Origin of the sequence: Nitrospirillum amazonense (assembly GCF_007828045.1) — a bacterium.
GTDB classification, from domain to species: Bacteria; Pseudomonadota; Alphaproteobacteria; order Azospirillales; family Azospirillaceae; genus Nitrospirillum; species Nitrospirillum amazonense_C.
Genome location: NZ_VITN01000025.1, coordinates 38306 through 53909, shown reverse-complemented (window position 1 = coordinate 53909; position 15604 = coordinate 38306). Strand labels below are relative to the sequence as shown.

The window sequence follows — 15604 nt, the reverse complement described above, 5'->3', positions numbered from 1 at the left end:
TTGCCGCCCTGCCGGAGGAGGTTCCGCCATGCGCCTGCCCATCTATCAGATCGACGCCTTCACCAGCGCCGCGTTCGGCGGCAACCCCGCCGCCGTGGTGCCGCTGGACGCCTGGCTCCCGGATGCGGCGCTGCAGGCCATCGCCATGGAGAACAACCTGTCGGAGACGGCCTTCTTCGTGCCGCCGGGGCCGCAGGACGACGGCGCCTGGGGCCTGCGCTGGTTCACCCCGGCGGTGGAGGTGGATTTGTGCGGCCACGCCACCCTGGCCACCGCCCACCTGATGATGAACATCCTGCACCCGGGCACGGAGCGCGTGGTGTTCCGCACCCAGAAGGCCGGCTTGCTGACCGTGGCGCGGGAGGAGGGGCGGTTGACCCTGGACTTTCCCGCCCGCCCGCCTCAGACCCCGGACAGGGTGCATGAGGGCCTGGTCGCGGCCCTGGGCGGGCCGGCGCCCGCCGCCATCCTGGCGGCACGGGATTACCTGGTGGTCTACGACGATGCCGCCGCCGTGCGCGCCTTGACCCCCGACATGGCCGGCCTGCTGGGCATCGACCGTTTCGCCGTCATCGTCACCGCGCCGGGGGACGAGCCGGGCGTGGATTTCGTCTCCCGCTTCTTCGCGCCGGCCAAGGGCGTGCCGGAAGACCCGGTGACGGGGTCGGCCCATTGCACCCTCATCCCCTATTGGGCGCATCGCCTGGGTGCCGACCGGCTGTCCGCCCGCCAGGTATCGCGGCGGGGCGGAACGCTTAGCTGCCGGCTGGACGGCGACCGTGTGCGCATCGGCGGCGACGCGGTCCTGTTCCTGGAGGGGCACATCCACATCTGACCGTGGGTCCGCTTCTCACTGCGCGGGGAAGCGGCCTATGCCATTCAGCCGATTGATCCGGCCCCCACCTTTTGGGGAGGATGCCCGAATGCTTCGGAGTCGGAAGGGGTATGGCATCGGTCGGTCTGCCCCCAACCGATGGTTTGACCCTTCCGCTCCGGGTGACCCCGACCACAGGGTGCGAAATTCCTCCGTTTTTCGCCGGCATGCCGGTTACGGAAGGGGTGGTTGCCGACATAGCCGTTTACCCGGCCCTGTGGATGCGGGATGATGCGCGACGCATTCATAAAACCGGGCGTTCAAGCTGTATTAACACTACGGCCGAGCCCAGCTATTCGTTGGAGCCAGGGTCCCGGTGGAAAGGCATCAGCAACTGGTCGGAACGGTGAAAACCGCGTTCGAGCTGCACAGCCTGCACAATGACCAGTGGCTTCTGGTCAAGGAAGGGCCTGACCTGCGGCAGATTGAGCCGGCGGCGGCCCTGCTGATCGACCGCAAGGAGGTCGATGGCGTGCGCATCGTGCGCCGCCGTGATTATCTGGATCACGACTTCAAGAACCACATCACCGTGCGCAAGCGCTTGCGTCCCGGTGTGGCGGAAACCGACCCGCTGCAGATCGCCAACCCCGGTCGCGACGCCTCCTGGTGCGACAAGCCGGAGGATTTCACCGGCGACGTCCAGCGGCAGGTCATCCGTGGCCTGTTCGCCCGCTATCTGGACGATGTGCGCGTGACCCCGCTGGAAGTGCTGTATTACGAGGTGGCGGCCCGCGCGCTGGACAACGCCGGCACGCTGGTCCAGGGCGCGCTGCAACGCCTGGCCAGCCAGCAGGTGCGCGGCAGCCAGCAAAGCGCCGTGTCGCGCATGAAGGAACTGATGGCCATGGTGGACGACGGCCTCAGCCGTCTGTTGGCCAAGGCCAAGGGCAACCCCGTGCCGCCGCTGGTGCCGGGCGGCCTGAAGGCGTTGTCGGACAAGCTGGCCGCCGGCGGGGCGGACCCCATCCCCGGCCTCTATCGCGCCACCGCCGCCTATCTTGCCGGCTGCAAGACGTGGATGGAAAAGCTGGACCGGCTGTTCCGCCTGTTCAGCCCCGAGCTGACGGTGCGCGAGATGCGCATCATCGACAGCATCGCCGCCGAGATCATGGGCTCCTCCCTGGCTTTGCGGGAGCTGGTGGGGAAGGAGGCCGACCGCATCGAACTGGTGCTGAACGCCATCAACCTGTACGTCGGCAAGCTGGGCAAGGTGGAGATGGACGCCGCCGGCAGCCACCTGCCGGGCGTCATCACCCTGTCGGAACTGCTGGCGCAGGGTGTGCTGCCGCGCACGCTGGCGGAGCTGCGCCTGGGCCTGCTGCGCCACCTGCACGCCCGCCTGCCGTTCCATGGCGAGCGCAACATTCAGGACGAATTGCGCGCCCTGGTGCGCATCCAGGACCATCTGAAGGTCACGGCACCCGCCCTGGTGAATGACGAGGAAATCCAGGAAGCCATCGCGCTGCGCGCCGACAAGCTGATCCAGCCGGAAGCCATGTCGGATGTCATGGCCCTGGCCCGCGGCACCTATTCCAAGATCAACCTGATCCTGAGCCTGGTGAACATGGCGCCGGGCCGCCAGGCCAAGGCCAAGCTGGCGCCCTACCTGCGCTCCCTCATCGTGCCGGACGACATCGTCTGGGACATGGGCTGCCAGAATCGGCGCATGGACATCATCCAGCCGCTGAGCGAACTGTCCGACCGCATCCAGAACGCCGGCCTGCCGGAAACCTCCAAGCGGGAGATGCTGGACATCCTGGACAGCGCCCTGTTCGAGACGGTGCGGACGGAGATCGTCGGCAACCAGGCCATGGGCTTCGCCGACCGCATGCTGGCCCTGATCAACACCTGTGGCGGCCTGCCGGAGGGTAGGGCCCGCACCTTCGCCAGCGAGACGCTGACCACCGCCCTGCGCCGGCCGGAGTTCATCCTGAACTACCTGGAGCGATTCGAGAGCGCCACGGAGCGGCGGGACAACTATTTCAAGCTGTGTGAGAATTTGGCGGCGAGCCGGCTGGTTCCCCCGGCCCTGATTCCCCACGCGGCGGCTTAGTTTCCTGGTCCCTCAGGCGCCGGGCGCCGCCATCCGGCGGCTTGGCTGATCCTCCCTTTTCGGTCCACTGTGTCCCCCGAAAAGGTCCGGCGGACGCGGTCGCGTCCTATGGCGGCCTGGGTGCAGCCCATGCTGCTGGTAGGTCGGGCATCTTATTCGAAAGGATGTTTCGCGATGCGTTCTGGCATGGCAGCAATGTGTCGCCGCCATGCCGTCATGATTGACGTTCTTGCGCGGCGCCCATAAGGTCCGCGGCGGGACACGCCTCCCCAACGAGGCGCAACTATTCTGCAAGGAATAGCATCATGACCGTACCGCCGAAGCCCGAGAGCCGGCCGTCGAATCCGAATTTCTCCTCTGGTCCTTGCGCCAAGCGTCCGGGTTGGACGCTGGAAGCCTTGAAGGGTGCCCTGGTGGGCCGCTCGCACCGGTCCAAGCCCGGCAAGGCCAAGCTGCAAGAGGTCATCGACCGCAGCCGTGCCCTGCTGAACATCCCGGCCGACTACCGCATCGGTATCGTCCCGGCCTCCGACACCGGCGCCGTGGAAATGGCCCTGTGGTCGCTGCTGGGCGCCCGGGGCGTCGACATGGTCGCCTGGGAAAGCTTCGGCAAGGATTGGGTGACCGACGTCGTGAAGCAGCTGAAGCTGGCCGACGCCCGCACCTTCACCGCCGGCTACGGCAAGCTGCCCGACCTGGCGCAGGTCGACTTCAAGAACGACGTGGTCTTCACCTGGAACGGCACCACCTCCGGCGTGCGCGTGCCCGATGGTGACTGGATCGCGGCCGACCGCGAAGGCCTGGCCATCTGCGACGCGACCTCCGCCGCGTTTGCCATGGACCTGCCCTGGGACAAGCTGGATGTCGTCACCTGGTCCTGGCAGAAGGTGCTGGGTGGTGAGGCGGCCCACGGCATGCTGGTGCTGAGCCCTCGCGCCGTCGCCCGCCTGGAAAGCTACAAGCCGGCCTGGCCGCTGCCCAAGATCTTCCGCATGACCAAGGACGGCAAGATCGTCGAAGGCATCTTCAAGGGCGAGACCATCAACACCCCGTCCATGCTGGCGGTGGAAGATGCTCTGGACGGCCTGCGCTGGGCCGAGTCCGTGGGCGGCCTGAAGGGCCTGATCGAACGGTCCGAAAGCAACCTGGCCGCCGTGGCCGATTGGGTTGCCGCCGGCACCACCGCGGCCTTCCTGGCCGAGGTGCCCGCCACCCGCTCCTGCACCTCCATCTGTCTGAAGTTCGCCGACCCGAAGCTGGCCGGCCAGACGCCGGAAGTCCAGGCTGAGGTGGCGAAGAAGGTGGCGTCCCTGCTGGAAAAGGAAGGCGTGGCGCTGGACGCCGGCGCCTACCGCGACGCCCCGCCCGGCCTGCGCATTTGGGGCGGCGCCACGGTGGAGCGGTCCGACGTCCAGGCGCTGCTGCCCTGGATCGATTGGGCCTACGCCACGGTCGCGGCCGAACTGGTCGCCTGAGCCGAGCCTTAGCGTCTTACACGCCTTTCCCGACATACGGCCTGGCGCCGCCCTGAACACCCGGAGTCCATCCGGGGGCGGCGCCGGCCCATCCTGCAGAAGGATCGCAGAGCCATGCCCAAGGTTCTCATTTCGGACAGCCTGAGCCCCCGCGCCGTCGAGATTTTCAAGGAGCGCGGCGTCGAGGTCGATGTCATCACCGGCCTGAAGCCCGATGAGCTGAAGGCCATCATCGGCAAGTACGATGGCCTGGCCATCCGCTCATCCACCAAGGTCACCAAGGAAGTGCTGGCCGTCGCCACCAACCTGAAGGTGGTCGGCCGCGCCGGCATCGGCGTCGACAACGTGGACGTGCCCGCCGCCACCGCCAGCGGCGTGGTGGTCATGAACACCCCGTTCGGCAATTCCATCACCACCGCCGAGCACGCCATCGCCATGATGTTCGCGCTGGCCCGTGAAATCCCGGCCGCCAACACCTCCACCCATGCCGGCAAGTGGGAAAAGAACCGCTTCATGGGTGTCGAGCTGTACGGCAAGACCCTGGGTGTCATCGGCTGCGGCAACATCGGCTCCATCGTCGCCGACCGCGCCGTGGGCCTGAAGATGCGCGTCGTCGCCTTCGACCCCTTCCTGTCGGCCGAGCGCGCCCAGGATTTGGGCGTGGAGAAGGTGGAGCTGGACGAACTGCTGCGCCGCGCCGACTTCATCACCCTGCACACGCCGCTGACCGACGCCACCCGCAACGTCCTGGACGCCAAGGCCCTGGCCAAGACCAAGCCGGGCGTGCGCATCATCAACTGCGCCCGCGGCGGCCTGATCGTCGAGGCCGACCTGAAGGCGGCGCTGGACAGCGGCCATGTCGCCGGCGCCGCCCTGGACGTGTTCGCGGAAGAGCCGGCCAAGGAAAGCATCCTGTTCGGCAACGAGAAGATCATCTGCACGCCGCACCTGGGCGCCTCCACCACCGAGGCGCAGGAGAACGTGGCCCTGCAGGTGGCCGAGCAGATGTCCGACTTCCTGGTCACCGGTGCCGTGGTCAACGCGCTGAACATGCCCTCGGTCTCGGCCGAGGACGCGCCCAAGCTGAAGCCCTACATGAAGCTGGCCGAGCAGCTGGGCGGCTTTGCCGGCCAGATCACCGAGACCGGCCTGAAGTCGGTGACGGTGGAGTATGAGGGCCAGGTCGCCGACCTGAACACCCGTCCGCTGACCGCCATCGTCCTCATGGGCCTGCTGTCGCCCCTGCTGGCGTCGGTCAATATGGTCAACGCCCCCGTCATCGCCCGTGAGCGGGACATCAAGGTGGCGGAGACCAAGCGGGATGACGCCGCCGACTATCAGACCTTGATCCGCGTGGTGGTGCAGACCGAGCGGGCGACCCGCACCGTGGCCGGCACCCTGTTCGGCGGCGAGAAGCCCCGCATCGTGCAGATCGAGGAAGTGCCGGTCGAGGCGGAACTGAGCGAGCACATGCTGTTCATCCGCAACGAGGACAAGCCCGGCTTCATCGGCAAGCTGGGCACCACCCTGGGCGACGCCGGCGTCAACATCGCCACCTTCCACCTGGGCCGCACCGAGGCCGGCGCCAACGCCATCGCCCTGGTGTCGGTGGACCAGGAGGTGGCGGACGGGCTGCTGGAACGCATCCAAAGCCTGCCCAGCGTGGTCCGCGCCAAGGCCCTGCGCTTCCAAGCCTGAGGCCGAACCCGCGTCATGATCAGGAAGGCCACCCCCGGGGGACCAGGGGTGGCCTTTTCTTATGCCCACAGCTTCGCGTCAGGATTGTTTCGGAACCGAACCAAATAAATCCGGCGATATGCGCAAGGGTTGATTTTGTGCGTCCCGGCCCCTGTTCTTCTGTGGTATTAGAAGGCACCGGGTGGGGCCGTCCCGGCAGGGGACACCCGGCCATCATTCCCGGCCACCGATCCAGCGACACCCTAATCAACCTCAGGTGCCATCGATGAGCTCCACGCCCACCAGTCTGTCGAAGACCGAGTTGTCCTCCGCCCTCCAGGAAATCAGCCGGGAACTGGAAGGCCTGCGCGCCGAGATCGAAAAGGTGGGCACCGTCGCCCAGCAGATTGATGCCATCGCCAAGCAGACCAACCTGCTGGCCCTGAACGCCACCATCGAAGCCGCCCGCGCGGGCGAGGCGGGCAAGGGCTTCGCCGTCGTCGCCGGCGAAGTGAAGAACCTGTCGGGCCAGACCGCCGCCGCCACCGCGGAAATCTCCGCCGTGCTGCAGAGCCTGACCAAGCGCACCCAGCACCTGGGCCAGCTGGTCGAGCGGGCGATCACCTCCGCCTGATAAGGTTGCGGCGGCTCGGTCAAGAGTCGCCCTTGTATTCGCGGGCCCGCGCGGGGGATGCACCCTCAGGCGCGGGCCTGTTTGTTTGCGGGCGCCACACGCTTTTTTGAGTGCGCCCTTGGGGGATGCCGCTTCGGAGGCAACGAACAATTTCGGATATGGCGACTCTTTCCGATTTTCCGTCGTTTCCATCTCCGCTGTTTGTGACTTATTCTTACGGGGTAGGGGCGGCGGGCGGCCGTCCTGAAAAAGGCTACCTTTAGGGGTAGCGAACCGAGAACCGCCCAGCCCGCATGGGGGGCTGTGGAACGCGCCCCGGACCAGATGGCGTAGGGAGAGCACGTGCTTTTCGCGGAGGGACCACAGGCTGCCAGCCACCTCGCCCAACGGGCGATGGAGCGCATGCGCGCCGAGGCGGTGGCCCCGCACCCGCACAACTTCACCGTCTGGTACGCCTACTGTAGCGGCCGTTATCCCGACCTGACCCGGGCGGTGGACATCATCGCCAGCAACGGCCTCCCCTTCACCGAGGCGCGCTGCGCCGACCTCTATCACAAGTTCTTCGCCGCCGATGACGAGATCCAGGCCATCCAGGAAATCGGCGTGAAATTGACCGAGGCCTTGGCCGGCGTCACCGGCGCCGTCGCGTCCGCCGGCAATGATGTGGGCAATTTCGGCGCGGCCCTGAAGGTGTTCCAGGGCCAGGTCGACCTGTCCGACACCCTGGATCAATTGCGCGGCGTCATCCGTGCCATGACGGAACAGGCGCAACGCGTGGCCGTGCGCAACCAGTTCCTGCAGACCCAGCTGAGCGACAGCGCGCAGCAGCTGGAAACCATGCGCCGCGACCTGGACACCGTGCGGCGCGAGGCCATGACCGATGCCCTGACGGACCTGGCCAACCGCAAGCAGTTCGACCAGGCCCTGCGCGAGGCCGCCGCTACCGCCATGGAGGATGGCCGGCCCCTGTGCCTGCTGATGATCGACATCGATTTCTTCAAGAAGTTCAACGACAACCACGGCCACGTCGTGGGCGACCAGGTGCTCAAGCTGGTGGGGCGCACGTTGAAGGACTCCGTGCGCGGCCGCGATACCGCCGCCCGCTTCGGGGGTGAGGAATTCGCTATCATCATGCCGGAATGCACCCTGGACGAGGCGCTGGCCTTCGCGGAGAAGACGCGGGCCACCATCGCCAACCGCCGCATCGTCAAGCGCACCTCGGGTGCTGCCATCGGCAACATCACCCTGTCGGTGGGCGTGGCGCTGTATGAGCCGGGGGAGTCGCTGAGCCGTTTCGTCCAGCGCGCGGACGAGGCGCTTTATATGGCCAAGCACGAAGGCCGTAACCAAGTGCGCGCCCACGTGGATACCGAAGCGGCTTTTGTTTGATGCCCTCAGACGGCGGGCGCGGGCATCCGCCCGCTTACCTTATCCTCACCTTTCAGTCCGCTGACGCTTCCCGAAAGGCTCCGGCGGCCGCCGTCGCGGCCTAGTCGCTTCGCTCCGTTGGAGCCTTCGACATCAGGACGATATGGTGGTGGGGACGGGGCGGGCGGCCCCGCTCACCATTTGGATCACCACTTGCGCTCGGTCTTCATGCCGCCGGCGTTGATGGCGTCCAGGAAGGGGCTGCCGGTCGACTTGCGGTCCCGGGTGGCGCGCAGGGTGCCCTGGGCCCGGGTGGCGGCCACCACCTTGATGGCGGCCTCGGTGGCGTCAGTGTGGATCTGGTGCCGCACGTCCGATTCCAGCGACTCGAACGCCTCGCGGGCGAAGACCAACGCATTCTCAGACCGGGTTTCCAGAACCTGGCGCAGGGCATTGGCCGCCATCAGGCATTCCAGCCGCTCCGGCCCGGACAGGTCGTCCAGGACATCGGCCAGGATGCCGATCGCTTGCAGCGTCTTGGTGTCGTTCAAGCGCAGGTTCATCGGTTCACTCCCCGCTTCGGCGGCCGCCGCCCGAAGGGGCTGCGGAACCGTACGAACGGCTTCATCACGTTGATCATTATCTTTCCACCATATGAACCTCTTGTGCAACGGGATAGGTGCCCGGCCTTTAGGGGAGGGGACCCCTGGCGAAAGAGGGAGAGAACAGGGGAAAGGTCACCGCGGGGGCAGACGAGCGGCGCCTTGTGCTATATATGTTCCCATCATGACCGATCTGTTTTCCCGTCTGGACCCGCCCGCCCCCAAGCCCGCCGAGCCGCAGAAGGCGGAGCCGGTGCCGCCTGCCGCTACTCCCGTGATGACGCCCCGCCCCGCCCCGGCTCCGCCCCCCCCTCTGCCCGCCGGCTGGTCGCCCGCCTATCTCGACGCGCTGAACCCGGCGCAGCGCGAGGCGGTGGAGACGCTGGACGGCCCCGTCCTGGTGCTGGCCGGCGCCGGCACGGGGAAAACCCGCGCCCTGACCACACGCCTGGCCCACCTGCTGATGACCCGGCGCGTCAGCCCCTGGAACATCCTGGCCGTCACCTTCACCAACAAGGCGGCGCGCGAGATGCGGGAACGCGTGGGCGCGTTGATGGGCATGGACACCGAGGGCTGGTGGATGGGCACCTTCCACGCCCTGGCCGCCCGCATCCTGCGCCGCCATGCCGAGCTGGTGGGCCTGACCTCCAGCTTCACCATCCTGGACACCGACGACCAGCTGCGTCTGCTGAAGCAGCTGATGGAGGCGGAGGGCGTGGACGCCAAGAAGTGGCCGGCCCGCCTGCTGCTGTCGGTCATCGAGCGCTGGAAGGACCGGGCCCTGCCGCCCGACCGCCTGCGTCCCGAGGACGCGGGGGAGGCCGCCGGCGGCAAGGTGCTGACCCTGTACCGCCAATACCAGGACCGCCTGCGCACGCTGAACGCCTGCGACTTCGGCGACCTCTTGATGCACAACATCACCCTGTTCCAGGCGCATCCGGACGTGCTGGCGGATTACCATCGGCGGTTCCGCTACATCCTGGTGGATGAGTACCAGGACACCAATGTGGCGCAGTATTTGTGGCTGCGCCTGCTGGCCCAGGGGCATCACAACATCTGCTGCGTCGGCGACGACGACCAGTCCATCTACGGCTGGCGCGGGGCGGAGGTGGGCAACATCCTGCGGTTCGAGCAGGATTTTCCCGGCGCCAAGGTCATTCGCCTGGAACAGAACTACCGCTCCACCGGCCATATCCTGGGGGCTGCCGCCGGCGTCATCGCCCACAACCAGGGCCGCCTGGGCAAGACCCTGTGGACCGAGGCCGAGGGCGGGGAGAAGGTGCGCCTGCGCGGCCTGTGGGATGCCGACAGCGAGGCGCGCTGGGTGGGTGACGAGGTGGAGGCGCTGCAGCGCAAGGGCACCAGCCTGGACCAGATGGCCGTGCTGGTGCGCGCCGGCTTCCAGACCCGCGAGTTCGAAGAGCGCTTCATCACCCTCGGCCTGCCCTATCGCGTGGTGGGCGGCCAGCGCTTCTATGAGCGCCTGGAAATCCGCGACGCCATGGCCTATCTGCGGGTCGTGGCGCAGCCGGCGGACGATTTGGCGTTCGAGCGCATCATCAACACGCCCAAGCGCGGCATCGGCCCCGCCACCATCCAGCAGCTGTACCAGACCAGCCGGGTGCTGGGCGTGCCGTTGCTGGAGGCCACCTGGCGCCTGACCGAGACGGATGAGCTGAAGCCCAAGGTTCGCGGCACCCTGCGCGGCTTGGTGGAGGATTTCGCGCGGTGGCGGGCGCAGATGGACACCGTGCGTCACACCGACCTGGCCCAGTCCATCCTGGATGAGAGCGGCTATACCCGCATGTGGCAGGAGGACAAGACGCCGGAGGCGCCGGGCCGCCTGGAAAACCTCAAGGAACTCGTCAACGCCATGGGCGAGTTCGAAAACCTGCTGGGCTTCCTCGAGCATGTCAGCCTGGTGATGGAGAATGCGGAGACGGTGGATTCCGCCCAGGTCTCGATCATGACCCTGCACGGCGCCAAGGGCCTGGAGTTCGACGTGGTCTTCCTGCCCGGGTGGGAGGAGGGGGTGTTCCCCAGCCAACGCACCCTGGATGAGAACGGCATCGCGGGGTTGGAGGAAGAGCGGCGGCTGGCCTATGTCGGCATCACCCGGGGCCGCAAGCGCGTCTACATCAGCCACGCCGCCAACCGCCGCATCCACGGCACCTGGTCCACCAGCCTGCCGTCACGCTTTATCGGCGAATTGCCGGACGACCACATCACGGTGGAGAACGACCCCGGGCTCACCTCCGGCCATTGGGGCCAGGGCATGGGCGGCGGCACCGACGGCGGCTACAGCCGGGGCGGGTCGTCCTGGGGCGCCCGCGGCGACAGTTTCAGCGACAGCTTCAACCGCATGGGACGCCAGGCGCCCGCCGGCAACCGCACCAGCCGCCTGATCGAGGGCACGGCCCTGGACGTCACCCCGCGCGCCCGCCCCGACGCCCCCTTCCGCCCCGGCGCCCGCGTCTTCCACCAGAAGTTCGGCTACGGCGTGGTGAAGGCGGTGGAGAACGACAAGCTGGAAATCTACTTCGAACACTCCGGCACGAAGAAGGTCATGGACAGCTTCGTCGTGCCGGCGGACCAGGCAGGGAAATAAGGGCGGCGGACCAGCGCCTCACACCCGCTCGTACGTTCCGGTCAGGGTGCCCCAGGCCAGCACGGTCTGGGGCGTCAGGGCCGCCAGCAGGTCGGCCAGGCTGGGCAGATCCGGCAGGGCCAGCGGGTGTTCCAGGGCCAGCAGCTGGAAGACGTAGCGATGGGGGCCGTGGCCGCGCACCGGACGCGGCCCGGCATAGCCGACGCGGCCGAACAGGCCCCGGCCCAGGATGACGCCGTTGCCCACCTGGGGGCACAGCTCCCCCTCTTCGAAACCCTTGCGCTTGGGGGCGATGGCCGTGGCCAGCAGGTGGGTCACCGGCCGGGGCAAGGGCGCGTCCGGGTCCTGCATCACCAGGGCCAAGGCCGCCGTGCCGGCGGGCACGCCCGTCCAGGTGAGCGTCGGGGACAGGTTCTCGCCCACGCCGCCGCCGGCATGGTGCCGGGGAATGGCCGCGCCTTCGGCGAAGGCGGGGCTGCTGAGGCACAGGCTGGCCGGCGCATCCTTCACCAGGGGATGGTTGACGACCAGGCGGGCATCCCCGGCCCGCAAGCCGCGCAGCAGGCGGCCCAGCCAATGGCGCTTCGGGGCGGCGGGGCGCATGCCGTGGCCGCGCTCCAGGATCAAGGGGGGCAGGCCGCTGTCCAGGGTGGTCCTCATGCGGTTCCTCCCGCGTCAGGGTGGTGAGGGGGCAACGTGGTGCCCAAGTGGGGGTGCCCAAGTGGGGGTGCCCGAGTGGGCGCGCCCAGGTGAGGAGGTGACGGCGGCGGCGGCCCGTGTTATGCGAGGATGGTCTCGCATAACGGATAGTTGAGGATGTCCTCGCAAAAGTCAACAGCCGCGGCGGATGCCACCCCGGATGTCGCCCCCGACGGGACTGGGCGGGCGCCCAAGCGGGCGCGCGGGCGGCAGCGCGTGGCCGCCCTGCTGGACGCCGCCACCGTGGTGTTCGCGGAAAAAGGCTATGACGCCGCCACGATGACGGAGATCGCGGCGCGATCCAGCACGGCCATCGGGTCGCTCTACCGTTTCTTCCCGTCCAAGGAGGCGCTGGCCGAGGGGGTGCTGCGCCGCTATGGCGAGCGGGCGGGGGCGGGCCTGGACGCCATCGCCGCCCGGGCGCCCGACCTGACGGCGGGCGACCTGGTCGATGCCCTGCTGGACCTGATGATGGTGCTGAAAAGCGAACGCACGGCGCTGAAGGTGCTGATGGACGCCCGGGTGGATTGCGATAACCGGCGCCAATACCTGCGCGGTGTCGTTCGGGGCCACATCGCCGGCGTGCTGTTGGCTTACGCCCCGGCCTTGCCGGCGGACCGGGTGGCCGTCGTTTCCGTCATGCTGCTGCACCTGATGAAGGCCATCCCGGAATTGGCGGAGGAGGGCGAGGCGGCGGCCCTGATCGCGGAGATGCGGCTGGTTTTGCGGGCTTACCTGACGGCGGCCATGGCCGGCGGTTGAGGTATGGCGGCCAGCGACGGAACGTCCCTGGCGGCTGGGGGGCGGGTTGCTGCTATGGTGGCCATCCAGAGGCGCTGTTAGGAAGTCAGCTCAACGATGTCGGCATCAGGTCCTTGGGAGCGTTTCGTCTGCGGCGAGCCCGTGCCGTGGTTCAACGGCCCCACCCATGCGCATCCCCGGTTCGCGCTGGACACGGTGGCCGGCCGCCACGTGCTGTTGGGCTTCTTCGCGTCGGCCGGGGAGGCGGCGGGTGTCGGCATGCTGCGCGCGGTCGCCGCGAACCGCGCCCTGTTCGATGACGACCGGGTCTGCTTTTTCGGCGTCACCACCGACGCCGGCGACGATGCCGCCGGCCGCGTCACGCCACAGCTGCCGGGCATCCGCTATTTCCTGGATTATGATTCCAGCCTCAGCCGGGGCTACGGGGCCGTCGGCGCGGATGGCGGCCACATCGGCTTCTGGCTGCTGCTGGATCCCACCCTGCGGGTCCTGATGGCGGCCCCGGCGGCAGAGGCGGACCGGGTGATGTCAGCGGTGGCGGCCCTGCCGCCCCCGGATCTGCACGCCGGCATGGCGGTGCAGGCGCCCGTGCTGATAGTGCCCCGGGTGTTCGAGCCCGACTTCTGCCGCCTGCTGATCGCCCTGCATCAGGATCGCGGCGGCCTGGATTCCGGCGTGATGAACGAGGTCGATGGCCGGCTGGTGGGTGTCTACGACTATAGCCGCAAGCGCCGCCGCGACTATTTCATGGAGGAGGAGGCGCTGTGCCAGGCGGCGACCCAACGCGTCGCCCGTCGTCTATTGCCCCAGGTGCGCCAGGCCTTCGCCTTCGAGGCCACGCGCATGGAACGCCATGTGGTCGCCTGTTACGATGCGGAGGAGGGCGGCCATTTCAAGCCGCACCGCGACAACACCTCCGCCGGCACCGCCCATCGCCGCTTCGCTGTCACCCTGAACCTGAACACGGAAGATTATGAGGGCGGGGAATTGCGTTTCCCCGAATTCGGCCCCCGCACCTATCGCGCGCCCACCGGCAGCGCCGTGGTCTTCTCCTGCAGCCTGCTGCATGAGGCCCTGCCGGTCACCCGGGGCCGCCGCTATGCCTACCTGCCCTTCCTGTTTGATGAGGCGGGGGAGCGGCAGCAGCGCGAATACCGGGAATGGGCGGCCCAGGCCGACGCCCGATCCACCGACTAAAGCGCATCCAGCGCCGTCCCCACCGCCGCCACCACGGTCGGCCAATCGCCCGGCGCGGGCTGGCGGAACAGGCGCATGGACGGGTACCAGGGGCTGTCCGTGCGATCGTCCATCCAGCGCCATTCCGCGACGTGGGGCAGCAGCAGCCAGGCGGGCCGCCCCAGGGCCCCCGCCAGGTGGGCCACGGCGGTGTCCACGGTGATGACCAGGTCTAGGGCGTTGACGGCCGCCGCCGTCTCGGCGAAGTCGGTCAGGTGCGGTCCCAGGGGGATGAGCCCTGCCACCGGCGCCCCATCCTTCTGCAGGCTGTGCCAGGCGATGTCCGCGCGGCGCAGCAGCGGCGCCAGCGTTTCCGGCGGCAAGGACCGGCGGCGGTCGTTCCAGTGGCCGGGATTGCCCTGCCAGACCAGCCCGGCGGTCAGGCGCCGGCCGTTCCGGCCCTCCGCGATGCGCGGGGCCCATCGCCGGCGGCTGTCTTCCGGTGCCCGCAAATAGGGGACCGGCCCGCCGGGCAGAGTATCGAGCGTGACGCCCAGGCGTCCGGGCAGGCTCATCATCGGCAGGTGGGCGTCGGCCGGAGGCAGGCCGCCGACGCCGGGAAAATCCGCCGCCAGGGGCAACAGGACAGGGGCAGCTTCGGCCAGGCCCAGCAAATCCCAGCTGGCCTCGATCAGCCGGATCAGTTCCGCCCGCGTCTCCACCACCAGGCGCGCATTGGCGGCCCGCGCCGCGGGCGCCAGGAAGCGCAGCATCTGCAAGGTGTCGCCCCAGCCCTGTTCGGAATGGATCAGCAAGGTGCCGCCGCCCAAATCCTCACCTGCCCACAGGGGTATGGTGAAGGGACGGCGCTGCGCCGCCAGGCCCGCATTGCCCGTCCAGCGCCATTCGGCTTCGGCCCAGCCCTCGGCCAGGCGGCCCAGTTTCAGCAGGACTTGCGACCGGTTCCATCGGATCTTGGGGTCGGTGGGAGCCAGCGCCAGGCCAGCATCATAGGCGGCGAGCGCGCCCATGCTGTCGCCGGTGTGATCCAGGATCGTGCCCAAATTGATCCAGGCGGGCCGGTGGGCCGCGTCCGCCGCCACCGCGTGGCGGTAGGCTTGGATGGCGGCGGGGCTATCGCCCAGTCCCTCATGCACCTTGCCCAGATTGTGCCAGGAATCGGCGCCGCCCGGGGCCAGCGCCACCGCCCGTTCCAGGCAGCGCCGGGCACCCTGCAGGTCGCCCTGTTCCGTCAGGCAGACGCCCAGATTGCCGTAGGCGTTGGTATGGCTGGGGTTGGCGGCGATGGCCTGGCGGTGGTGGTCCGCCGCCTCGGCCAGCCGGTCCAGGGCCTTCAGCGCGATGCCCCGGTTGTCCAGCAGGGCGGCGTCGAGGGGTGCCAGGACCAAGCCCGCCTGGAACAGGCGGTCGGCCTCGGCGGCATCACCTTGGGCCAGGCGCAGGGCGCCCAGGTTGCCGAGCGCGTCGCGGTGCTCTTGCCGCTCCGGCCCCGTCTGCTCGATCAGCCGCTGATAGGCCGCCGCCGCGCGGGACAGGTCACCTGCGCGGTGCGCGATCAACGCTTCTCGGAACAGGGCTGCGGGGGTGCTCATCTCTGGGGCCGGGTCCGTGCCGTGGCGTGCCGTGATAAGACCGGCTGCCCGGCGGCAATTCAA

12 protein-coding genes are annotated in these 15604 nt (G+C 68.5%); 9 read left to right on the top strand and 3 right to left on the bottom strand.

The annotated features are described in order from the left end of the window. Positions 1–28: 28 nt before the first annotated feature. The 6 genes from FBZ89_RS26135 to FBZ89_RS26110 all read left to right on the top strand — a co-directional run bounded on the left by FBZ89_RS26135 (position 29) and on the right by FBZ89_RS26110 (position 8102). Positions 29–835, top strand: a complete 807-nt coding sequence (locus tag FBZ89_RS26135; protein ID WP_145753544.1) for a PhzF family phenazine biosynthesis protein — start codon at positions 29–31, stop codon at positions 833–835. A gap of 385 nt (positions 836–1220) precedes the next feature. Beyond that, positions 1221–2927 (top strand): hypothetical protein, encoded by a 1707-nt coding sequence (locus FBZ89_RS26130; protein ID WP_246172592.1) that lies wholly within the window; start codon positions 1221–1223, stop codon positions 2925–2927. Positions 2928–3232: 305 nt separating this feature from the next. Beyond that, positions 3233–4402: a phosphoserine transaminase gene (locus FBZ89_RS26125; RefSeq protein WP_145753541.1), complete on the top strand. Its 1170-nt coding sequence runs from the start codon at positions 3233–3235 to the stop codon at positions 4400–4402. Positions 4403–4516: 114 nt separating this feature from the next. Then, on the top strand, positions 4517–6100 hold the full coding sequence (gene serA / locus FBZ89_RS26120; RefSeq protein WP_145753540.1) for a phosphoglycerate dehydrogenase: 1584 nt from the start codon (positions 4517–4519) through the stop codon (positions 6098–6100). Positions 6101–6365: 265 nt separating this feature from the next. Then, positions 6366–6713, top strand: a complete 348-nt coding sequence (locus FBZ89_RS31985; protein ID WP_004273812.1) for a methyl-accepting chemotaxis protein — start codon at positions 6366–6368, stop codon at positions 6711–6713. A 342-nt stretch (positions 6714–7055) separates the two neighbouring features. Further along, positions 7056–8102, top strand: coding sequence for a GGDEF domain-containing protein (locus tag FBZ89_RS26110; protein WP_145753538.1), 1047 nt, complete (start codon positions 7056–7058; stop codon positions 8100–8102). 185 nt (positions 8103–8287) lie between these two features. Here the strand turns inward: FBZ89_RS26110 and FBZ89_RS26105 are convergent, their stop codons facing one another. Then, on the bottom strand, positions 8288–8644 hold the full coding sequence (locus FBZ89_RS26105) for a hypothetical protein (RefSeq protein WP_050898563.1): 357 nt from the start codon (positions 8642–8644) through the stop codon (positions 8288–8290). A gap of 316 nt (positions 8645–8960) precedes the next feature. Between FBZ89_RS26105 and FBZ89_RS26100 the strand changes: the two genes are divergently transcribed. Next, positions 8961–11291, top strand: coding sequence for an ATP-dependent helicase (locus tag FBZ89_RS26100; protein ID WP_145753608.1), 2331 nt, complete (start codon positions 8961–8963; stop codon positions 11289–11291). 18 nt (positions 11292–11309) lie between these two features. Here the strand turns inward: FBZ89_RS26100 and FBZ89_RS26095 are convergent, their stop codons facing one another. Further along, positions 11310–11951, bottom strand: coding sequence for a YbhB/YbcL family Raf kinase inhibitor-like protein (locus tag FBZ89_RS26095; RefSeq protein ID WP_211115361.1), 642 nt, complete (start codon positions 11949–11951; stop codon positions 11310–11312). A 156-nt stretch (positions 11952–12107) separates the two neighbouring features. Here FBZ89_RS26095 and FBZ89_RS26090 point away from each other — a divergent pair, with 156 nt between their 5' ends. Continuing rightward, the gene (locus FBZ89_RS26090) at positions 12108–12752 is read left to right on the top strand and encodes a TetR/AcrR family transcriptional regulator (RefSeq protein ID WP_145753536.1); all 645 of its coding nucleotides are present in this window, start codon (positions 12108–12110) and stop codon (positions 12750–12752) included. 96 nt (positions 12753–12848) lie between these two features. Then, a complete protein-coding gene (locus FBZ89_RS26085; protein WP_145753534.1) occupies positions 12849–13949 on the top strand; it encodes a 2OG-Fe(II) oxygenase family protein in 1101 nt (366 codons plus the stop codon). On the opposite strand, the gene FBZ89_RS26080 is transcribed toward FBZ89_RS26085, so the two are convergent. Then, entirely contained in the window at positions 13946–15541 is a 1596-nt protein-coding gene (locus FBZ89_RS26080) for a tetratricopeptide repeat protein (RefSeq protein ID WP_145753532.1), read from the bottom strand. The genes FBZ89_RS26085 and FBZ89_RS26080 overlap by 4 nt on opposite strands. Positions 15542–15604 lie beyond the last annotated feature (63 nt).